The sequence below is a fragment of the Pantoea hericii genome, from assembly GCF_014155795.1.
Classification (GTDB): Bacteria; Pseudomonadota; Gammaproteobacteria; order Enterobacterales; family Enterobacteriaceae; genus Pantoea; species Pantoea eucalypti.
The window spans coordinates 194616-215101 of record NZ_SCKV01000005.1; the positions used below are offsets into that span (position 1 = coordinate 194616).

Consider the following 20486-nt stretch of genomic DNA (forward strand, 5'->3'; position numbering starts at 1 on the left):
GCGCAGGGCGACGGCTATCAAAAATCGACGTTAACACCTAACTGGAAAGTACGGCCCGGCATCACGGCCAGTGCCTGATCGTTGCGCTCCTGCTGAGTGGCGCTGGTCAGTTCACGACTGCTGAGGTAATCCCAGTATTTGCGATCGGTTATGTTGTAAAGCCCGCCACTCAGCCTGACGTTATGTGCGACGCGCCAGTAAGCGGTCATATCCACCATGCCATAACCTGGTACCCGCATGTAATCGGTGCTGGAGTCGGCCAGGCTGCTGCCGTTGTTAGCGAAGCTTTCGCGGTTAGTCGCGCTGGCTTGCTTACCTTTGACAAAGGTAGCGGTAACGGCGGCCCCGTAGCCACGCGCCTCATCATCCCAGGCGAGTCCGACAATCGCTTTCATCGGAGCAACACTCTCCAGATCGATGTAGCGGTCACCAAGGTAGCGTGACTTTGCCGCGCCCTGCGTGTAACCCAACGCCAGATTGGCGCTCAGACCCTCGACCTCATTGAACCAGCTACCGAAGTTCACTTTACTGCTGATTTCAGCCCCGTAGATGTAGGCTTTATCGCGGTTCTCCGCCTGATAGGTGGTGTAAATGTTGGCGGGCACATTAACGAACTGACCCGGATTAGCCGCCCGGCTGTAACGGGTAAAGGCAATAAAGTTTTTATAGTCGTTATAAAAAGCGGCAGCGTTAAGCGTGACGCCTTTTGCCACCTCTCCTTTTACACCCCACTCGTAGTTGTTGCTGGTTTCGGTTTTCAGGTCTGCATTACCAATCAGCGCATACTGTGCGGTGCCGGCATAGCTGGAGCCAAGGTTCCATGAGCCATAGAGCTGGGTATCGTTGGGGAACTGCGCGCCACGGGTATATTGCAGATAAGTCATCAGCTTCGGTGTCAGATCGAACTGGAAGGCGATCGACGGCAATATCTGGGTGTCGCTGTTTGGCGATCCGTAGAGCGCTGAAACTTCGCTGGCGTCAAGCACGCTACTGTTCGTGGTCAGCGTCGCCACATCACGTGGTCGGGTGTTCTGATAGGCCACGCGCGCGCCCGGCACGATAGCCGCCCGATGTCCGTCAGCATCGAAGCTGATAGTATCCTGCAGATAACCGCCCACGCTGTAGCTGCGGCTGTTAGCCTGCGGCTGCATAATCGCAGTAAAAGCACTGGCTGGCGGTGACTGACGGAAAGGTCGCTCAGTATCCACCAGACGCGCATTCAGCCCGGCACTCAGTTCATGTCGCCCGACGCTTTTAAGCGCTCGGGTGTCAAAACCGTAGCTGTCGCTGTTGTAATCGGAATAGACGGTTTGCCTGGCGGTGGCACTCGACGGCATTAGGGTGTTGTCATGCGCCTGGGTCTGCTGCCAGTAAACGCGGGTCGTCAGGCTGTCGATCAGGTCATTGTAAGGGGTGTACTCATCCGCCAGGCTGATGCCCCAGCGGCGGGTATCACTCTGCTGCTGTGCCGTTCCCCAGACGGTATTGCCGGAAGTGCTCCAGCTGTCGTAATGGCTGTGGTGAGTTTTGTGATAGTAATCGACCGTCGCGCTGAGCTTGTGAGCATCATTGGGCTGCCAGATGCCGGAAGTCATAAAGGCATCGGAGTGCCAGTTGGCCGGATAAGCATCGAGCGTATCGCTGTTGTTACGGGTCTGCTGTCCGTCACGACGGCTGTAAACAAAAATGCCACTCAGCGTGTCATCGCCTGCTGCTGCAGTCATGCCGTTGTGCCAGCTGCGGCTGGCGGAGTCGTAGTCACTTTGATAGCCGAAAAAGGTCGGCTTGCCGGAGTACAGATAGTCGTCCGGGGATTTGTTACGGAACGAGACGTTGCCGCCAATTGAGGTGTTCGACTGATCCACTGCTGTGGCGCCCTTCTCAATCTCAATACGCCCAAACATATAAGGATCGATGTAATCGCGGCCAATGCCAAAGCTGTCGAGACCAGCGCGTCCTACATAGCTGCGGCCAGTGGCCTGCGGCAACGGAATGCCGTCCACATCCAGACCGACGCGGTTGCTCTCGAGGCCTCGAATGTTGTAGCCGGTATAACCAGCCCGATCAAAACCGCTCTTACCGGCTGATGAACCGCCACTAGTACCGGTGGCACTGATCAGCGGTTCATAGCGCATAATCGATCCAAAGTCAGTGGCACCACGCTGTTGCAGATCGCTGGCAGAGAGCGAGGTTTTACTGCCTGCCGTTTTTTTAATTTCCGGCGCCGTCACCGTCATTACCTGTTCGGTATTGCTGTCAGAGCGGTCAGAAAGGGCTAGCGTAGCAGATTCACTGCCCGCAGCATAAGTGCAGGTGGTATTGATGAAGGTGGCGAGCAACGCCAGTTGAGTCAGACGCGGTTGCGTCAATCTCCGAAAACGTGGTGACATAGGCGCGAATTACCTGATTAATTGTTAGTATTCGCTCACTTGTTTGCTGGCAACAGTAAAACGGCTCCGCATAAAAGCCGTGAAAAGTCAGAACATCATGCTGGTGTAGTAATTATCGACTTAAATTTAATGCAACTGATAATCATTATCAATCTTATTTACATTTGGATATAAACCACAGCGCACAAATTGTTCACCCGAATGCATTGGCATTTATCAACACGTAAAGGAATAGAGTTATGGCACAAAAACCTGTGGTTGTTATTCACTACTGTATGCAATGCAACTGGCTGATGCGGTCAGCGTGGATGGCACAGGAACTTCTGCATACTTTCGCTGAGGATCTGGCGGAAGTAACCCTGAAACCAGGTACCGGTGGTATCTTTGAAATTACGCTGGATGAGCACCTGCTGTGGGAACGCAAGCGTGATGGTGGCTTCCCGGATGCGACCACGCTAAAACAGCGCGTACGCGACATCTGTTTCCCGGATCGTACCCTGGGCCACATCGACAAAAACAAAGCCGAAATCAGCTGATTAACTGTGAGTGATTTTTTCAGCCGCGTCGTGCAGCGCCTTAATCAGCGTCTGCAGCGCGGTTTCTGAGATATCTTCCTGCGCCAGCCGCTGGTTCAGCGCGACCTTCAGCCCATAAATCGCCTGCTCTACAGCAGGAATGCTGCGGTTATTGACCAGAATCGCCAGCGTAGAGAGCCGCGTGATCAGGCTGGAGACCGTTTCCAGGTTCTCTGCCAGTTGCGCCTCTCCCGTTGCGGTCAGACGATAGGCTTTGCGCGCTGTCTGCGCATCCACCACCTCAATCGCCTCCATCTCTTCAAGCAGCGTCAGATTGGGGTAAATGATCCCCGGACTAGGCGAATACTCTCCCTTCGACAGCACCTCAACCGACTTGATCAGTTCATAGCCGTGCGCCGCATTCTGCGCCAGGAAATGGAGCATCAGCAGGCGGATCTCACTTGCTTCCAGCATCTTTTCGCGTCGTTTGCGTCGTCCGCCGCAGCCGCCTGCGCGCGTACTCTGATCGTCAGATGAGGTGGAATTCGGATGCTGTTTCATGGCCTGCCCTGCGGGAAAAAGTCGGATTGATGGTAGTCCGCCGTCTGGCAAAACTCAATTGGCAGAGCCGCTTACTTCTGGTGCCAGTAGGCCACCGCCCGCACAAAATCACTGCTGAGGCCGCGCTGCACCGTGAAGTAGTCAGCCAGCGCTTTCACAAACTCACCTTCGCCAGTCAGCCAGATAAAGTAATCTTCCGCCGGAAGTGTGAGCTGATCCAGCCGGGCAATCAGCTGGCTGAGCTGTGCTTTCTGCATCTGACCGCTGCCCAACCAGTTTGTCGTTACGCCAGTCGTATCCGATAAATAGCCGTGGCCCGTCGCGTCATCGGTAAAGGCATAGAGATGCAAAGACTGGGCACTTGCGTCACGCTGACGACGCGCAAACGCTGGCAGCCCGGTTTCATCACAGACGTAAAGCTGAAATGCATAATCGGTCGGCACCACCAGCGAACCGCGTGGCCCACCGATAATTAATTTATCGCCCACCTGTGCCTGCGTTGCCCAGTCACTCGCCACGCCCTGCTGGTGAATATAGAAATCCAGGGTCAGAGAAGAGGCACCATCGAATTCAAGCGGCGTGTAGTCGCGCGCCTGCGGACGCAAACCTTCGGGCCAGACAATGCCCGCGTCGGTCATCTGCGGCAGAGCCAGTGTTTCACCTTCAGCGGAAGGGAAAAATACCTTGATGTGGTCATCAAAGCCTGGCGATGTAAAGCCCGCCAGATCGCTGCCGCTGAACCGTATGCGCCAGAATTTACCGGCAATGTTAGTTTTACTGGCGACCTGAATATGACGGAAACGCAGTTCATTACGGACGCGCTGGGGTAAACGCTGATTAGCTGATGCAGTCAAAATATCTCTCCTCAAGCTATGCCCGTGATTCAGGGGCATGCGCACTGTCATGAAAATTTCATGGAATAACAATCATTCTCATCTCAAGCCGGGAGATTAGCTATGATATATCTTAAGTACAAGAACGAAAAATGCGATCGGACTTGTTAAGATATATTTTACAGAGATGCAGGTGTGCGTATCGCAGGCGTGAAGCGACCCTGACAAGCGTTCAGAAAGAGGTATTTGCGGGTTTTTTAAGGCAGGCAGAGAAGGTTAAATCTGACCGACTCCTGACGAGCCGGTCATGTTGCGCCGCCGGGTCTGGCAGCGTATCAGCATTTACAGCGTGTCGTTAAATCCGGAGAGGGAAGCGTTACTGCTGGTGTGTTCCGGCAGCTCACCGTCACCCAGAATTTCATGCTGGGAGGCCTGAGAGTGCGGATGCAGTCCGGCAGGCGGTGAGAAAGGCTCAGCCTGCTGCGCCATTGCCATAACAGGCAATGCCAGAATCAGTGAAATCATTAAGCGTCGCATAATTATCTTCGTTTTTCGTTTTGGCCGGAAAAGGCCTGAAATGCAGATGAATGTTCCAGCCCCATCACGGATGCACGATGATTCCGGTATGACAGGGTTTCGGAAGAGGATTTTACGCCAGAACGGCGAGTTAGTTTATAGAATCGTGCGGTTTGTCACAGTTTACCGCACAAAATATGCATTAACGGGGCCGGGAATCACTCGCCCTGCCCTGCTGGCTACGCCTGCATCACCGGAATTGAAAATACGCCGCTCAGCCAGTCAGGCTTGCAATGTGCAAAGTCGAGACGCAGCAGGTCTTTGCCAGGACGCCGCGCTACACCCAGTGCTGGCAGATGTTGATAATAAATATCCTCAATAAAACGCGTCAGTTGTTCCGGTCTGCCGCTCCAGCGAATCGACGCATAGAGGCCCGCCGCTTCACTCCAACTGCTGGTGTGGTCACTCAGCAGATCGGCATATTGCGGCTCCAGCGCCTGAAACAGGCTGATATTCTGCTGGTCAGCAGAGCTATGCCCGGGGCCATACTGAAAGCCTAACCAGCCATGCGTTACATGGCTTCCCGCCAGCGACACCATCTGACGCGCCAGCCCGGCAACCCGGTGATCGTGGTCGGCAAAATAATCACCGAACTTACACTCCCACTCCAGCTTCTCTCCGCACAGGTGCAACGCTTCCTCGCGTTCAACCAGCGTGGCGCGCTCTGCCAGCGATCGCGCCAGAATGCGTCCATGGAAGTTTTTGACCGGCAAATGGGGAATACGCCGAAATGCGCCAGGCGTCAGCGCAAAGTGGCCTTTGAAAACCCGGGTGAAGTTTTGCTGGTTATCGAAACCAAATCGTACGGCAATATCAATCAGCGTCATGCGTGTCAGTCGCAGTGCCATAGCAGCCATCGTCAGACGCCGTTTGCGGGTATAGGCTGCCAGCGTTTGCCCGGTCATCTCCTTGAACATGCGCTGCATGTGCCACTTTGAATATCCTGATTTCAAGGTAATTTGATCGATATTGAGATCGTCAGTGAGATGGGCTTCAATCCACTCGACCAGATCGTTGATGTGCTTTTTTTTAATGGCCTGACTGAGCATGATGGCGATTTACGACGCGGGTTAAGACTGAGGTTTTAATTAAAAAAGGATAACAAATATGGCGAATCAGTGTAAGGAAAGGGTAAGCCGCGCACGTCCGTTCGGGGCAATTCCGCATTAATTGCTTAGGTTACTAACTAAAAAAGGCTGACTGACGTCAGCCTTCTGATTCCTGATAAAAACTGCGCCTGATAACGGTGAGGCGGAGTCTGCGACAATTAATGACTACGCATACCCGCTGCCGTCATCATCATGCGGAACAGCGAGGCGACCACGCCCAGCGCCAGTACGCTGGCGGCATAGATAAACACCAGCCACATTACCCGTTTCCACCACGGCGCTTTCGTCTCTTCACTGTGATTGTGGTCTTTCATGCTGCTGAGGCTTTTCATATCAATGATATCCTTCATCTGCTTTGATTTTTCCACGGAACACGTAGTAGCTCCAGAAGGTGTAACCCAGAATCATCGGGATAATCAGCAGGCTACCCACCAGCATAAAGGCCTGGCTCTGCGGTGGCGATGCGGCATCCCAGATGGTTACGGATGGCGGAATAATGTTGGGCCACACACTGATGCCCAGACCGGAGAAGCCCAGGAAGACCAGCGCCAGCGTCAGCAGGAACGGTGAATAGTGCGCCTCACGCTTAATGGCGCGCACAATGCCCCATGAACAGAGCAGCACCAGCACCGGAACCGGCAGGAACAGGAACAGGTTTGGCTTGCTGAACCAGCGATGTGCGATGTCCTGATGCGTAAACGGCGTCCACAGGCTGACAATACCAATAATCACTAACAGCGCGATGACCAGTGGCGTCGCCAGCGCGGACATCTTACGGTGCAGCTCATTCTCGGTCTTCATAATAAGCCAGGTGCAGCCCAGCAGCGCATAGGCCACCACCAGACCCACGCCGCAGAACAGCGGGAACGGTGCCAGCCAGTCCAGTGCGGAACCGGCGAAACGGCGTCCCTCAACCGGAATGCCATCCAGAAACGCGCCGACTGCGACGCCCTGACTGAAGGTCGCTAAAACAGACCCGGCAATAAAGGATTTGTCCCAGAATGCCCGATGACCTTCAACCGCCTTGAAGCGGAATTCAAAGGCGACACCCCGAAAAATCAGGCCAATCAGCATGGCGGTCAGCGGAATCGACAGCGCATCGGTAATCACCGCGTAAGCCAGCGGGAATGCCCCGAACAGGCCTGCGCCTCCCAGAACCAGCCAGGTTTCATTACCATCCCAGACGGGTGCGACGGTGTTAACCATCATGTCGCGCTCGCCGGCATCTTTATTGAACGGGAACAGCAGACCAATACCCAGGTCAAAACCATCCATCACGATATACATCAGGGTTGCGAAGACGATAATCACAAACCAGATAACGGAATAATCGATCATCTTAGTGGTCTCCATCCTTAAAGGTGGCAGCGGAAAGCGGACGCGCTGGCGTTTTCTTCTGACCCGGTCCACCTTCTTCGGTGATATGACCTTCGCCGACAACCGGTCCCTGCTTAATCAGGCGCATCATGTAGTGGTATCCCACACCGAACACCGAGCTGTAGACCAGAATAAAGGCCAGCAGGCTGATGCTCATATGCATATCGCCATGTGCCGAGACCGCATCAATGGTGCGCTGCACGCCATACACCACCCACGGCTGACGACCGATTTCAGTGGTAAACCAGCCCGCCAGAATCGCAATCAGACCCGATGGCCCCATTAACAGAGCAAACCACAGGAAAGGACGCGACTCGTAAAGACGGCCTTTGAAACGCAGCCACAGGCTGACCACGCCCAGCGTAATCATCAGCAGCCCCAGCGCCACCATCACGCGGAATGACCAGAAGATCACCGTAGAATTAGGGCGGTCCTCTTTCGGGAACGACTTCAGCGCCGGAACCTGTTTATCCAGACTGTGCGTCAGAATCAGGCTGCCAAGGTAAGGCACTTCCAGCGCATATTTGGTACGCTCCTGTTCCATATCGGGAATACCAAACAGGATCAGCGGCGTGGCCTCACCCGGTGGGTTTTCCCAGTGTCCTTCAATCGCCGCGATTTTGGCTGGCTGATGCTCAAGGGTGTTCAGACCGTGTGCATCCCCAATCATCGCCTGAATCGGCGCAACGATCAGCGCCATCCACAACGCCATGGAGAACATCTTACGGATAGCAGGATTGTTATTCCCTTTCAGCAAATGCCAGGCCGCTGACGATCCCACAAAAAAGGCACTCGCCAGGAACGCCGCCACTGACATATGGAAAAGGCGATAAGGGAAAGAGGGATTGAAGACGATTTTCAACCAGTCCTGCGGCACCACAATGCCATTCTCGATGATGAAGCCCTGAGGCGTCTGCATCCAGCTGTTGGAGGCAAGAATCCAGAAGGTCGAAATCAGTGTTCCCAGAGCAACCATGCAGGTGGCGAAGAAGTGCAGACCCGGCCCCACGCGATTCCAGCCAAACAGCATCACGCCCAGGAAGCCTGCTTCCAGGAAGAACGCCGTCAGCACTTCATAAGTCAGCAGCGGGCCGGTGATACTCCCGGCAAACGCAGAGAAGCCGCTCCAGTTCGTCCCGAACTGGTAAGCCATGACCAGCCCTGATACCACACCCATACCGAAGTTAACGGCAAAGATTTTCGACCAGAAGTGGTAGAGATCGCGATAGGTTTGATCGCGTGTTTTAAGCCACATACCTTCAAGTACTGCCAGGAAGCTGGCGAGACCGATGGTGATGGCGGGAAAGATAATATGGAAGGATACAGTAAATGCGAACTGAATCCTGGCCAGATGAAAGGCATCTAATCCGAACATTGCTTACCTCTTTGCCACATAGAACACCATGTATTTACTTATAATTAACAACTTAAGCCTGATGCGCTGACTTCTCTGCGCTTATTGAAATTCCCGCCGCAAATTTAGAGCTATTTGCGACGAGGAAAAAGAAACAGTGGGGTTAATGAAAACTATAACAGTCTTTATTGATTTTGGTCATTGTTTTTGGCGGGAAATTTTTATTTAAAAATAAGGCCGAAAGGTTAATCAGAGGGTGCTTATGTGTCGTTAATGTTACGTATTTTCTCACTTTAAAAGTCGAACGCGCGAAAGCAATGCCTGCACGTAAACTATCGTCAACGGCCTGTTTTCAGGCACTTTTTTGCTATAAAAATCGGAGTTATTTAAGATTATAAGTGAGAAGCAAAGATCTAAATACCATTATATTTTAAGAGGTTAAACCCTTAAACCCACATCTCTGCCGTTTTGTTTTCTTTTTTGTTTAATGCTTACTAATCCTGAGGTGAGTATGGATAAAATAAAGTAGAAAACACGAAGTTAAACACACATTAAGATGTTAAATAAATGAGTCAAAAAACGCCTCACTATTAACAGCGCTCAACACACTCTCCTATATTGCGACCCGAAGATTGATAAAACGACTTAATAATCAGCAACAGGACGAAAAGCCTGAAGGATCTATTTCCATTGCTATCGCATGGCTGCGGCATCAGAGAGGCAGTAAACAAAAGTGGGCTCAGAAGTTTTCAGGTAAAAATATCGATGCCGTCACATTCTGACGGCTGAGACGGGGTAGCTTTACTCTGCTGCAGATTTTTCGCGCTGCGCCAGAATCCGGCCCAGGTTTAGTTCCAGCCAGTCTGCCAGGCCCACAACCTGCTCACCGACTTCACGTCCAAGCGGGGTCAGGCGATATTCCACGTGCGGAGGCACCACATCGTAAGCAATTCGCTGCACGAAGCCATCTTCTTCCAGGTAACGCAGATTCTGAGCCAGCATTCGCTCACTGACGCCCCCGACCGTGCGGCGCAATTCACTGAAGCGCAGCGTTTGATCCTGAAGGGCCAGCAGAATCAATACACTCCAGCGACTGGTCACGCGTTTCAGCACATCACGCGACGGACAATTAACGTTAAGTAATTCACCGCGACTAAATTTTTCACTCAATTTATCAGACATTTAATCAGCACACCTTAACTAACATTTCTGTAAGTACTTACTAAAAATTAGTTTATATCTTAGTCTGGATTTCAACAACAGCCACAGGAGTCATAGCATGATTGCAATAACAGGTGCCACCGGCCAGCTGGGCCGTTTCGTTATCGAAGCTTTACTGAAAAAAGTGCCGGCAGAAGAGATCGTCGCTGCTGTCCGTACACCCGCCAAAGCGGCCGATCTTGCGGCGCAGGGCATCACGGTCCGACAGGCCGACTACAGTCAGCCAGAAACGCTCAGGGCCGCTTTTGCAGGCGTCGATAAACTGCTACTCATCTCCGGCAGTGAGGTGGGTCAGCGTGAAGCGCAGCATAAAGCCGTTATTGAAGCGGCACAGGCGGCGGGCGTAGGCTTCATCGCCTATACCAGCCTGCTGCATGCGGACACCTCACCACTGGGCTTAGGCGTTGAACATCGCGCCACAGAAGCGCTGCTGAAAGCCTCCGGCATCCCCTTCGCCCTGCTGCGTAATGGCTGGTACACCGAAAACTATGCCGCCAGCATTCCACCTGCGCTGGCGCATCATGCATTTATCGGCGCGGCGGGTGAAGGTCGCATCGCGTCTGCAGCCCGTCAGGATTACGCTGAAGCGGCGGCTGAAGTCATGTCCCGTGAGGATCAGGCGGGCAAAGTGTATGAACTGGCAGGCGACGACAGCTACACGCTGGCGCAGTTTGCTGCAGAGATTGCCGCGCAGAGTGGTGAGAAGGTTGATTACGTCAATCTGTCTCAGGCTGATTTTGCCGCCGCGCTTAAGGGTGCTGGCCTGCCAGAGGGTCTGGCGGAGATGCTGGCAGACTCGGATGCCGGTGCAGAGAAAGGCGGTTTGTACAATGACTCCCGCCAGCTGAGCAAACTGATTGGTCGCCCGACCACGCCCTGGCAGACAGTCGTTCGCGCGGCGCTGGCGAACACCTGATTCTGCTGTCAACGAGCGGGCAACCAGGCCCGCTTAGTTCCCTGCTCCTTTCTGCGCGGCGTTCCGTTACGTATGCCATTTTCTGCACCCTTTTCGGCCCGGCTATCTTTTACAAAATGTGAATAAACGCCAGTTTTCTTCAGTTTGAATTTTTTTATCCATTCCGTTAAGAGATTCATCTGAAATGTATTTTTTGTGAACACTGCTATATTTGGTTGAATTGTCTGGGATTTATCAAAAAACCTCGATTAATAGACAATTTTTATTACGTTCATAGATATTCTGCATTGTTGTTCCGCTGAATGAGAGGTCTATAATTTGTCTTTTGTGCAACCACGACCGCTCAGGAGGCCGTTATTAATACCCATCGCCAGCAACAAAATGCACTTGAAGAGGTTCGTGCCGGGGCGGAAGTTGAGTATCAATACGATCCCCATGAACTGAAACTGGAACGCATGCAGGATTCTGAGCCCGAGCCGGAGTTGATTGAAGGCTTACCGGCTCCGGATGCACTCACCCCTGCCGATCGTTATCTGGAACTGTTTGAACATGTCCAGATGTCGCGGATTTTCGAGGATAGCAAAACCTTCCCCGACTGTTCGCCTAAGTACGATCCGCTGGATGTGCTGATGCGCTATCGTCGACAGAAACGCAGCAGTGATTTCGACCTGTCGCGTTTTGTCGCCGATCATTTTTATCTGCCTGGCGTAAACGAAAGCTTTTATGTCTCTAACCCGGATAAAACCCTCAACGAGCATATTGATGACCTGTGGCCGGTTCTGACCAAAATGCCGCAACAGCATATGCCGCACTCATCACTGCTGCCGTTGCCGAAACCTTATGTCGTGCCAGGGGGACGCTTTGGCGAAACGTATTACTGGGACTCCTACTTCACCATGCTCGGCCTGGCAGAATCAGGCCGCGATGATCTGCTCCGTCACATGGCGGACAACTTTGCCTGGCTGATCGATAACTACGGTCATGTGCCAAACGGCAATCGTACCTACTATCTCAGCCGTTCTCAGCCGCCCGTGTTTGCACTGATGGTAGAGCTGTTCGAAGAAGATGGCGTGCGCGGTGCGAAACGCTATCAGGAACAGCTGATGAAGGAGTATCAGTTCTGGATGGATGGCGCGGGCTCACTGATGCCGAACCAGGCTTATCGTCACGTGGTGCGGATGCCAAACGGCTCCCTGCTTAACCGCTACTGGGATGATCGCGATACGCCGCGTGATGAGTCGTGGATGGAAGATGTCGAAACTGCCCGCGAATCTAAACGTCCGGCCAGCGAAGTCTATCGTGATCTGCGTGCTGGCGCGGAGTCTGGCTGGGATTACTCATCTCGCTGGCTGCGAAATCCGAAACGCCTGTCGAGCATCCGAACGACTCAGTTTATCCCCATCGATCTGAACGCATTCCTGTACAAGCTGGAGCTGATGATCGCGACCCTGTCGCACGCCAAAGGTGAAGAGCTGACGGCGCTGGCGTGGCAGAAAAAGGCGGAAGCGCGTAAACGTGCGATTACCCGTTATCTGTGGGACAGCACCGCCGGTGTGTTCCGCGACTATGACTGGCGTCGTGAGCGTTTCGGTGCCTTTACCGTAGCTTCAGTGGTTCCGCTGTTTGTGGGCCTGGCGACGCCGCATCAGGCGCATCTGCAGGCGATCTCGTTGCGTCATCTGCTGCTGAGCAACGGCGGTCTCCTGACCTCAATGGTCGAAAGCGGGGAGCAGTGGGATCGGCCTAACGGCTGGGCACCCATGCAGTGGATGGCAATTGTCGGCCTGAATAACTATGGCGAAGAGACGCTGGCAACAGAAGTGGCTGTGAACTGGCTGAATACGGTCAATAACTTCTATCAGTTGCATCACAAGCTGGTAGAGAAATATGACATCAGTGGTGAGCGTGCGCGTCCTGGCGGCGGCGGTGAATATCCGTTACAGGATGGCTTTGGCTGGACTAACGGCGTGACGCGTAAGCTGATGACGATGTATGGACATTTAATGGCTGACTGAATATCACCAGCCTGAAAAGCATTAACGCAAAAAGCCGGGTCATCCCGGCTTTTTCATGCGCGCTATTCAGCACTACTTCTTCGCTTCCACGCCCGGCTGGGACGCACGCTGCAGAAACTGCTGAGTGATCTCTGGCAGGTTCTGCAGCAGCCACTCAGCCATCGCCACTTCCTGGTCACGGATCTCGTTAAGTATGCGTACGCCCTGCGTATCACCTACCTGCTCTGCCGCGGCAATCAGGCTGGTGTAGCTGGCGATCTCAGCATTCTCGAAGACATAACCACTGATAGCGCCCTTCACGACTTCATCCGAATTGAACATACCCCCAACAGCCTGACCGGCCGCCGCCATTTTGCCCATCGCATCTTTCATCACAGAGTGATCGATACCGTGAGTGTCGAGCAGCTGCTCCAGCAGTGTCAGCTGATGTTTAGTCTCTTCCAGATGCTGCGCCAGACGCTGTTCCAGCGCCGGATAGTGCTCAAGACGGCCAGCCATCTTGCTCAGCATACTTTCAGCCTGCTTTTCCATGGCATGCGCATCGCGCAGCCAGTCATGATAATGTTCTATCGCAGTCATGTATTACTCCTTAAGAGACGGTAATAGACTCGGCTACCTGGGTGAGTTTCTCATCCGTTTGCTTCTCTTCGTTCAGAGTAGCTTCCAGTAGCTCTGCCGCTTTGGTGTAACCCAGCTTCAGTGCCAGCGCATGCAGAGTGCCGTAGGTCGCGATCTCATAGTGCTCAACTTTCTGTGCAGCACCAATCAGCCCCTGATCACGAACCTCACCTTTTTCAACCGAGTCGATAATTTCCTGTGCTTCTTCAACCAGACCTTCAAGCGCATGACATTTCATTCTTTTAATTTTGACTTCAGGTGTCACTTCCACCAGCTCGTCGAGTCGTTCAATCTGCGCACGGGTCTCTTCCAGATGCTGATTAAACGCAGCGATAAGATTTTCGTCACTGGCTGCACGCGCCATTTTAGGTAATGCACGGGTTATCTGTTTCTCAGCGCTGTAAACATCGGATAGGTCATGGATGAACAGGTCGTTTAACGTTTTCACTGTCATAAGATAGCCTCATTGTTTAAAACGCTGCGTCGGTAATAACGCAACGCCAGTCATATCGTTGACACCTGAAAAGTCTAGTGGAGATTTTTAATATCGCACGCTGCGTCAGTATGAATTTAAGACAAAAGTGGCATGTAAAATGCATTTTCCTTTTTACAGCAGACATTTAGCCGGGGAATGTTTTTATGTTTGCGGCTTCGCTAGCTGCATCGTAATTTGTACAAAGTAATAAAACACTGTATACATTTTTTCAGATTAACTGCATAAAAAAAGAACCAGTCAAAACTTAGTTGTACACGGTTTTATTAAATCGTATAGCTTTAACCTATCGGAAATAAAAAACCGGAAGAGTAAACTCTTCCGGTTCAATTAACAGCTCCCGCTATTGCCAATGATGGAGCAATGACATAATTCAGGGAGTAATTATCTTCGCGAGGAACTAAACAGATTCAAAATGCCCGGCTAACAGAGTAACCCTGCCGTCACAGCAGTGTTAAAGACTTTCAGCTCCGGCGGCTAACCTTACCTCCTTTGCGCCCCGCTTCAATGGCACGTTCAGGATCGTTCTTAAAGTTACCGCCGCTTTTCTGGCCTCCTTTGCGTCCTGCTTCAGCAGCACGCTCTTTGTCGGCCGCAAAATTCCCGGCCCCACCGCGATATTGAGTCATATGCGTCCTCTTTGAATATTAAAAATTGGAATTTGCACAGTTAACACTTCATCAGGCCGATTCAGCAACATAAATGTAGTCAGAAAAACGGACCAATCAAGTGAGATAAATAAAAAACCCGTCACAGTTCTGGTTTATTGCTCGTACTACCCTCAACCGGATTGATAGCGGATTTCAACCAATGCTCCTTTCTATTGATAAAAGAGCCGCGGCATGAAAAAGCTTTATAACTAAAATCGCCGCGCCCTATTAATCGATCATTTTCAAAAAATGTCCAATTGAAAAAAATATAAGCGAAGCGGTAAGTGGATAGTTTAATCAATATCAGGTAGTGAATATGATCAACAAACGATCAATTTCACTAAGCGAAGCGATAAATAGGATTTTAACTTCCCATTCTTATCGTTGGAAATAAGCGAAGCGTAAACCTTGATCACGATAGCTGAAAACAGCCGAAATTGATCATTAAATGATCAATTATCCTGATTTGAATAAATTTTTTAATTTGAAAGAGACTCGGATTTAAGGCGGATATTGCACTTTAACCGAAGCGGTAAGACTTACATATTCTGGCAGTGAAAATTGAATTTTCAGAATAGTACTAAAAGTGATTTTTGCAGCGATACGCGGAAATTGCACACGCAGGCGCAAAACAAAGTACAAAATGTTGTGGGTGAGAGTAGGCAGTAACTGAAGATAAAGTTTTTCAACAGGAGCTGGCAAAGCCTATGCCGGGTTAATCGGAGTCAGAGTGGATCCGGGAAAGCGTGATCAAACGCCACGCCGCGCTTGCCGTTTTTCTTAATGCGGTACATCGCTTCATCTGCGCGCGCAAGGGCAGTATCAAAATCATCTCTTCCCTGTACCTGTGACACCCCGACAGAAGCCCCAATCAGGGCGTGACCATTTGCCATATCAAATGGGGCAAGCACCGCGTCCAGGCAGGCATGGGCCAGTTGTCTGACCTGCGGATGGTCAATCGCAAACGGCAATAACAGCACGAACTCATCACCGCCGAGCCGGCCAATCATCACTTCTGTCGGCGCGAGTTCGGTAAACCGATGGCTTAGCTGGATCAGCACTTCATCACCGCTGCGATGACCCAGGGTATCGTTGACGTGTTTGAAGTTATCCAGATCGATAAAGACAACGCAGAGTGGGCCCTGCGCTTTCAGCTCACAGAAATAGTTTTGCAAAGCATGGCGATTGTTAAGCATCGTCAGGGGATCGTGAAGCGCCAGCAGGGCAAGCTGCTCTTCATATTGCTTCTCTTTGGTCATGTCGATATGCGTGCCAATGACTTTGACAGGCTCGCCATGGGCATTCCACTCGCTGACCCGCCCCCGATCCAGCACCCACGTAATACTGCCGTTTTTGGCAATCATGCGGTGAAGTGCTTCGTAGTAAGGCGCTTTCCCGGCGATGTGATCGTTAAAGGCTTGCAAAACCTCATCGGCATCCTCGGGATGCAGACTCTCCTTCCAGGATTCGAAATTGGCGTCGGTCTCTTTCGGCTGGAACCCGAGCATCGCTCCCCAGCGCCGGTTGAAGATCACCAGCTTGCCACTGGGAATATCAAGCTGCCACAGGAACAGTCCGGTACCATCGAGCGCCGCGTTAAGCTTTGTACGGGCGTCATGCGCTATACGCTTCAGACGCGCATTATGCTTTTTCAGGTTCTGTATCTGCAGACGCAGCGCTTCTTCTGACATGACCGTGACGGAGCTGGAAAAAGGGCTATTGTGCCTGTCAGGTTGATTCTGTAAAGGGTGCCTTATAAAACACGATTAGCCCCGGTCAATTGCAGGCTGGACAGGATTTCAGGCGGCAACGCTCTTGCAATGCAGCACAGAGCCGGGACAGCAAAGTGATTTCGACGTGAAATCTATTTGTATTGCTACTGAATTAAGAACTGGAATGGGCGGTTAGAGACCAAATTCGGATTGTTCGGGAAGGTATGGAGTCAGGTGGACCGGATTAGCGCTACAAACGCAAAAACCCGCCAGAGGCGGGTTCTTTGAATTTTGGTGCCCGAACCCGGACAAAAATGCCGGGAGCATTTTTGCATCGCGTGCCAGCGCGACCCGGAGGGCGAGCCACAGGAACGTGGCGAGTGAATCGAACCTTCGATAACGCGGTTCGCTCTATAAACGCAAAAACCCGCCAGAGGCGGGTTCTTTAAAGATGGTGCCCGAACCCGGAATCGAACCAGGGACACGGGGATTTTCAATCCCCTGCTCTACCGACTGAGCTATTCGGGCAACGGGGCGCATTAAACCAAAGCGGCCCGGCAGCGTCAAACGCTTTTCGCCGAAACTCACTCGATTGACCGCTTTTCCATCAACTCAATGACTGGTTTTGAGCCGCCGCAAAAACCTCACGGCAAGCCGGATAAATTTCACTCAGCGGAGCGAGTTAAGGCTGCATTGTGCCGCGATTTTGCCGATATAGGATGCGAGACCAACACTAATAATAAGGATCGCTATGTTTTCCACCATTACATCAGGCATCGCTTCGCGCCATAGCTGGCAGAAGCGCTCACACTCAGTTGCCACGCTGAGCTCTCTCAACGGCTCCATCGCCATGATTGAGTTCTCTCCCGATGGCACCATTCTCAGCGCCAACGCGCTGTTTCTGGCGCGCATGGGCTACACGCTGGCTGAGATTGAAGGCCAGCACCACAGCCTGTTTTGCACTCCGGAACAGCTGCAGTCGCGGGAGTATCAGGATTTCTGGCTGCGACTGAACCGGGGCGAAAGCTTCAGCAATAAGTTTCTGCGTATGGCAAAAAACAGCCGCCCAATCTGGCTGGAAGCCAATTATGTGCCGGTACAGAACCGTCATGGCCGGGTGATCAAAATCGTCAAACTGGCGACCGACATCACCGGTCATATTAACGATGCGCATGAGCAGCGCGCCATCACCACCGCCATTGAACGGTCAATGGCAGTCATCGCCTTTAACCTTAAAGGTGAAGTGCTGAAAGCCAATGACAACTTCCTGAAAACCATGGGATACCGTCGTGAAGAGGTGGAAGGCATTCATCACAGTCGCTTCTGTTCGCAGGCCCTGCGTGAGAGCCGCGAATACAGTGAATTCTGGCAGCAGCTGAACCGGGGAGAATTTGTCTCGGGTCAGTTTCCCCGCGTGAATAAACGCGGTGAAACGGTCTGGTTGCGTGCCACCTACAATCCGGTATTTGACGAACAGGGCAGGCTCTACAAGATCGTGAAATTCGCCACCGATGTCACCGCGCAGGTGGAAAAAAACCAGCAGGAGCATGACGCGGCACAGCGGGCTTATCACACTGCGCTGCAAACCGATCACAGCACAAAGCTGGGGGCGGATGTTATCGCCAGCAGTGTGCAGACCATGAACGCCCTGGCCGGTGAACTGCAGGGGATCTCGGGTGATATCACTGGCCTGAGTGAATCCTCCGATCGTATCGGCGCGATTGTGGAAGGTATCCGCCGGATAGCCGATCAGACTAACCTGCTGGCGCTGAATGCCGCAATCGAAGCCGCGCGTGCCGGAGCTCATGGCCGCAGCTTTGCGGTGGTCGCTAACGAAGTCCGCACGCTGGCGGCGAACATCAATCGCGCCACCAGCGACATTGAAAATCGGGTACAGCAAAACCACCTGCTGGCGAACCGGGCGCTGAAAGGGATTGAATCGAACCTGAAACGCGCCGATCAGGGCGTGCAGCTGGCCCAGGAGGCGGGCGGCGTGATTGCGGAAATCCGTGAAGGCGCAACCGACGTCGTGCGCGCCATCAGTCAGGTGACTAAAACACTTAAAGCCTGACACGTTGAGGGGGCAATCGCCCCCTTTTTACGGTGCAGGCTGAGCAGGTGCTTCGGGTGCTGAAGGAATAAAGATGTGATCCAGAATCGCCCGCATTACGGGTGCCGCAACAATCCCTTCATTACCGCCATTCTCCAGAATCAACGCCACCGCCACTTTCGGGTCATTAAACGGCGCAAAAGCGGTGTAGAAGATATGGTCACGCAGCCGCACCGGGATCATCTTCGCGTTATAAGTCTGGTTCTGGCGCAGGCTGAACACCTGCGATGTTCCACTCTTCGCGGCGATGCCATAAGGTGCCGTGTGGAAATATTTATAACCTGTGCCATTTGGCGCGTTAGCCATGCCAAACATCGCGTGTCGAACCAGCGACCAGTAGGGTGAATGCGGATCGCCAATCTGCGCCTCGCGCTGCGCGGGATGGTAGTTCTCAACCAGCGTGCCGCGCTGGGTTTTTTCCAGCAGATGCGGTGCAATGACCCGACCATTATTAATCAGCGCCACCATCGCCTTCACCATCTGAATCGGCGTCGCAACCCAGTAGCCCTGCCCGATACCCACAGACACCGTATCGCCCTGATACCAGGTCTTTTTATGGACCTTCTGCTTCCATTCACGGCTCGGCAGTAAGCCGCTGTACTCTTCATTGAGGTCGATGCCGGTCGACTTGCCATAGCCAAACTGGCTCAGCATGGTGTGAATCCGGTCGATGCCCATCATGAATGCCACCTGATAGAAGAAGGTGTCGGCAGACTCTTCAATCGCCCGGGTGACATCCAGCATGCCGTGCCCGCTCTTTTTCCAGTCGCGATAGTGCCGGTCCGTGCCTGGCAGCGTCCAGGTCGGCGCGCCAAAGAACTGCGTTTGTGGCGTAATAACATGCGTCAGCAGCGCCGACATCGCCATATAGGGTTTCACCGTGGAGGCAGGCGGATAAAGGCCCTGCGTGACGCGGTTAATCAGCGGCAGGTCTTTATTCTGCAGCAGCTTTTTGTAGGCCTGATAGCTGATGCCTTTTACAAAGGGGTTGGGGTCGTAACTGGGGCTGGAAACCATCGCCAGCACGGAGCCGTCGTGCGGATCTTCAACCAGCAGCGCCGCACGCTGTCCCGCCAGCAGACTCTCTATATATTGTTGCAGATGCAGGTCCAGCGTCAGCGTCAGGTTTTTACCCGCCACCGGCGGCACCTCTTTCAGCACCCGCACAATGCGGCCGTGGTTATCCACCTCCACTTCCTGATAACCCGGCTTGCCGTGCAGCAGCGATTCGTAATAGCCCTCAATCCCCTGCTTACCAATATTGTGGTCAGCGGCATAGTTTTCGGCGATGCCTTCTGCGTTCAGCCGTTTGTAGTCGCTGTCGTTGATTTTCGACACATAACCGAGCACATGTGCCAGATCCGCGCCATAGGGATACTGGCGATCCTGATAGGTTTCAAGACTGGCCCCGGTAAAGCGAAACTGATTGACCGCAAAGCGCGCGACCTGCTCTTCCGTCAGCTCCTCTTTTAGCATCACCGGCTTATAACGACTGGTCTGTTTCAGGGCGTGGCGGAACGTATCAATCTCATCGGGCGTCAGATTAATTAAAGGTGTCAGCGCCCGCAGTGTGGCGTCCATATCGGTGATTTTGTATGGGGTCAGCGTAATGGCGTACCAGCTGACGTTGCGCACCAGCGGAATACCGTTGCGGTCATAAATCAGCCCACGTGTCGGGGCGATGGGGATCATCTTGATGTCGTTCTGGTTGGATCGCGTCTGGTAGTAGCTATGATCGCGCACCTGCAGGCGATAAAGGTTTACGCCAAGAATGGTGAAACAGATACAGACCAGAGCAAAGGCTATTGCGGCACGACGGGCAAACAGCTTCTCTTCAGCATCAAAGTTACGAAAGTTCATCAGGAGGCATATCAGGCGATTAATTTTTATCTGTTATTGCGCACTATGATAAGGCCCGGATGCAGAGGTGCCAGCGCGAAGATGCACAAGCCTCAGCAAAAGTGTGTCATTTGATGTGAATGTTACCGGGACGGCGAGGCGGGAAAATCAGATCCTCCCGCAAAGGAGGATCTGAA

Annotated in this window: 18 protein-coding genes and 1 tRNA gene; 4 read left to right on the forward strand and 15 right to left on the reverse strand. The window is 52.7% G+C overall.

What is annotated here, in order from left to right:
• Nucleotides 1-17 precede the first annotated feature (17 nt).
• Nucleotides 18-2390 (reverse strand): TonB-dependent receptor domain-containing protein, encoded by a 2373-nt coding sequence (locus H7K52_RS12780; protein ID WP_008925696.1) that lies wholly within the window; start codon nucleotides 2388-2390, stop codon nucleotides 18-20.
• Between the two features lie 239 nt (nucleotides 2391-2629).
• Here H7K52_RS12780 and H7K52_RS12785 point away from each other — a divergent pair, with 239 nt between their 5' ends.
• Nucleotides 2630-2926: an Rdx family protein gene (locus H7K52_RS12785; RefSeq protein ID WP_004571230.1), complete on the forward strand. Its 297-nt coding sequence runs from the start codon at nucleotides 2630-2632 to the stop codon at nucleotides 2924-2926.
• On the opposite strand, the gene H7K52_RS12790 is transcribed toward H7K52_RS12785, so the two are convergent.
• From H7K52_RS12790 to H7K52_RS12825, 8 genes are all read right to left on the reverse strand, one after another.
• Nucleotides 2927-3466, reverse strand: coding sequence for a PadR family transcriptional regulator (locus tag H7K52_RS12790; RefSeq protein WP_004571231.1), 540 nt, complete (start codon nucleotides 3464-3466; stop codon nucleotides 2927-2929).
• Nucleotides 3467-3537: 71 nt separating this feature from the next.
• Nucleotides 3538-4320, reverse strand: a complete 783-nt coding sequence (locus tag H7K52_RS12795) for a siderophore-interacting protein (RefSeq protein WP_004571232.1) — start codon at nucleotides 4318-4320, stop codon at nucleotides 3538-3540.
• 321 nt (nucleotides 4321-4641) lie between these two features.
• Complete coding sequence (locus tag H7K52_RS12800; protein ID WP_004571233.1) at nucleotides 4642-4836, reverse strand: hypothetical protein; 195 nt, start codon at nucleotides 4834-4836, stop codon at nucleotides 4642-4644.
• A gap of 218 nt (nucleotides 4837-5054) precedes the next feature.
• Nucleotides 5055-5924 (reverse strand): helix-turn-helix domain-containing protein, encoded by an 870-nt coding sequence (locus tag H7K52_RS12805; protein ID WP_078804949.1) that lies wholly within the window; start codon nucleotides 5922-5924, stop codon nucleotides 5055-5057.
• Nucleotides 5925-6142: 218 nt separating this feature from the next.
• Nucleotides 6143-6316, reverse strand: a complete 174-nt coding sequence (locus tag H7K52_RS12810; protein WP_004571235.1) for a DUF2474 domain-containing protein — start codon at nucleotides 6314-6316, stop codon at nucleotides 6143-6145.
• 1 nt (nucleotide 6317) lies between these two features.
• The gene (gene cydB / locus H7K52_RS12815) at nucleotides 6318-7322 is read right to left on the reverse strand and encodes a cytochrome d ubiquinol oxidase subunit II (RefSeq protein ID WP_008925697.1); all 1005 of its coding nucleotides are present in this window, start codon (nucleotides 7320-7322) and stop codon (nucleotides 6318-6320) included.
• 1 nt (nucleotide 7323) lies between these two features.
• The gene (locus H7K52_RS12820; protein WP_008925698.1) at nucleotides 7324-8736 is read right to left on the reverse strand and encodes a cytochrome ubiquinol oxidase subunit I; all 1413 of its coding nucleotides are present in this window, start codon (nucleotides 8734-8736) and stop codon (nucleotides 7324-7326) included.
• Nucleotides 8737-9516: 780 nt separating this feature from the next.
• Nucleotides 9517-9897: a winged helix-turn-helix transcriptional regulator gene (locus H7K52_RS12825; RefSeq protein ID WP_004571237.1), complete on the reverse strand. Its 381-nt coding sequence runs from the start codon at nucleotides 9895-9897 to the stop codon at nucleotides 9517-9519.
• A gap of 97 nt (nucleotides 9898-9994) precedes the next feature.
• On the opposite strand from H7K52_RS12825, the gene H7K52_RS12830 reads away from it, so the two are divergent.
• Entirely contained in the window at nucleotides 9995-10852 is an 858-nt protein-coding gene (locus tag H7K52_RS12830) for an SDR family oxidoreductase (protein WP_105099896.1), read from the forward strand.
• Between the two features lie 356 nt (nucleotides 10853-11208).
• A complete protein-coding gene (treF, locus tag H7K52_RS12835; protein WP_050540840.1) occupies nucleotides 11209-12867 on the forward strand; it encodes an alpha,alpha-trehalase TreF in 1659 nt (552 codons plus the stop codon).
• Between the two features lie 72 nt (nucleotides 12868-12939).
• On the opposite strand, the gene H7K52_RS12840 is transcribed toward treF, so the two are convergent.
• The 5 genes from H7K52_RS12840 to H7K52_RS12860 all read right to left on the reverse strand — a co-directional run bounded on the left by H7K52_RS12840 (nucleotide 12940) and on the right by H7K52_RS12860 (nucleotide 16868).
• Nucleotides 12940-13446: a ferritin-like domain-containing protein gene (locus tag H7K52_RS12840; protein ID WP_004571240.1), complete on the reverse strand. Its 507-nt coding sequence runs from the start codon at nucleotides 13444-13446 to the stop codon at nucleotides 12940-12942.
• A gap of 10 nt (nucleotides 13447-13456) precedes the next feature.
• On the reverse strand, nucleotides 13457-13939 hold the full coding sequence (locus H7K52_RS12845; RefSeq protein ID WP_008925700.1) for a YciE/YciF ferroxidase family protein: 483 nt from the start codon (nucleotides 13937-13939) through the stop codon (nucleotides 13457-13459).
• A gap of 503 nt (nucleotides 13940-14442) precedes the next feature.
• Nucleotides 14443-14607 carry a con-10 family general stress protein gene (locus H7K52_RS12850; protein ID WP_004571242.1) on the reverse strand — a complete coding sequence of 55 codons (165 nt, stop codon included), beginning with the start codon at nucleotides 14605-14607 and terminating at the stop codon, nucleotides 14443-14445.
• 746 nt (nucleotides 14608-15353) lie between these two features.
• Entirely contained in the window at nucleotides 15354-16319 is a 966-nt protein-coding gene (locus H7K52_RS12855; RefSeq protein ID WP_008925701.1) for a sensor domain-containing diguanylate cyclase, read from the reverse strand.
• A gap of 473 nt (nucleotides 16320-16792) precedes the next feature.
• A tRNA-Phe gene (locus H7K52_RS12860) sits at nucleotides 16793-16868 on the reverse strand.
• Between the two features lie 223 nt (nucleotides 16869-17091).
• Between H7K52_RS12860 and H7K52_RS12865 the strand changes: the two genes are divergently transcribed.
• A complete protein-coding gene (locus H7K52_RS12865; protein ID WP_003848556.1) occupies nucleotides 17092-18411 on the forward strand; it encodes a methyl-accepting chemotaxis protein in 1320 nt (439 codons plus the stop codon).
• Between the two features lie 27 nt (nucleotides 18412-18438).
• On the opposite strand, the gene mrdA is transcribed toward H7K52_RS12865, so the two are convergent.
• The gene (gene mrdA, locus H7K52_RS12870; protein ID WP_182630106.1) at nucleotides 18439-20310 is read right to left on the reverse strand and encodes a penicillin-binding protein 2; all 1872 of its coding nucleotides are present in this window, start codon (nucleotides 20308-20310) and stop codon (nucleotides 18439-18441) included.
• Nucleotides 20311-20486: the final 176 nt, after the last annotated feature.

Bases quoted from the DNA above. Each gene is read 5' to 3' on its own strand.
- H7K52_RS12780 (WP_008925696.1), bottom strand. From the start codon at position 2,390: ATGTCACCACGTTTTCGGAGATTGACGCAACCGCGTCTGACTCAACTG.
- H7K52_RS12785 (WP_004571230.1), top strand. From the start codon at position 2,630: ATGGCACAAAAACCTGTGGTTGTTATTCACTACTGTATGCAATGCAAC.
- H7K52_RS12790 (WP_004571231.1), bottom strand. From the start codon at position 3,466: ATGAAACAGCATCCGAATTCCACCTCATCTGACGATCAGAGTACGCGC.
- H7K52_RS12800 (WP_004571233.1), bottom strand. From the start codon at position 4,836: ATGCGACGCTTAATGATTTCACTGATTCTGGCATTGCCTGTTATGGCA.
- H7K52_RS12805 (WP_078804949.1), bottom strand. From the start codon at position 5,924: ATGCTCAGTCAGGCCATTAAAAAAAAGCACATCAACGATCTGGTCGAG.
- H7K52_RS12810 (WP_004571235.1), bottom strand. From the start codon at position 6,316: ATGAAAAGCCTCAGCAGCATGAAAGACCACAATCACAGTGAAGAGACG.
- cydB (WP_008925697.1), bottom strand. From the start codon at position 7,322: ATGATCGATTATTCCGTTATCTGGTTTGTGATTATCGTCTTCGCAACC.
- H7K52_RS12820 (WP_008925698.1), bottom strand. From the start codon at position 8,736: ATGTTCGGATTAGATGCCTTTCATCTGGCCAGGATTCAGTTCGCATTT.
- H7K52_RS12825 (WP_004571237.1), bottom strand. From the start codon at position 9,897: ATGTCTGATAAATTGAGTGAAAAATTTAGTCGCGGTGAATTACTTAAC.
- H7K52_RS12830 (WP_105099896.1), top strand. From the start codon at position 9,995: ATGATTGCAATAACAGGTGCCACCGGCCAGCTGGGCCGTTTCGTTATC.
- H7K52_RS12840 (WP_004571240.1), bottom strand. From the start codon at position 13,446: ATGACTGCGATAGAACATTATCATGACTGGCTGCGCGATGCGCATGCC.
- H7K52_RS12845 (WP_008925700.1), bottom strand. From the start codon at position 13,939: ATGACAGTGAAAACGTTAAACGACCTGTTCATCCATGACCTATCCGAT.
- H7K52_RS12850 (WP_004571242.1), bottom strand. From the start codon at position 14,607: ATGACTCAATATCGCGGTGGGGCCGGGAATTTTGCGGCCGACAAAGAG.
- H7K52_RS12855 (WP_008925701.1), bottom strand. From the start codon at position 16,319: ATGTCAGAAGAAGCGCTGCGTCTGCAGATACAGAACCTGAAAAAGCAT.
- H7K52_RS12865 (WP_003848556.1), top strand. From the start codon at position 17,092: ATGTTTTCCACCATTACATCAGGCATCGCTTCGCGCCATAGCTGGCAG.
- mrdA (WP_182630106.1), bottom strand. From the start codon at position 20,310: ATGAACTTTCGTAACTTTGATGCTGAAGAGAAGCTGTTTGCCCGTCGT.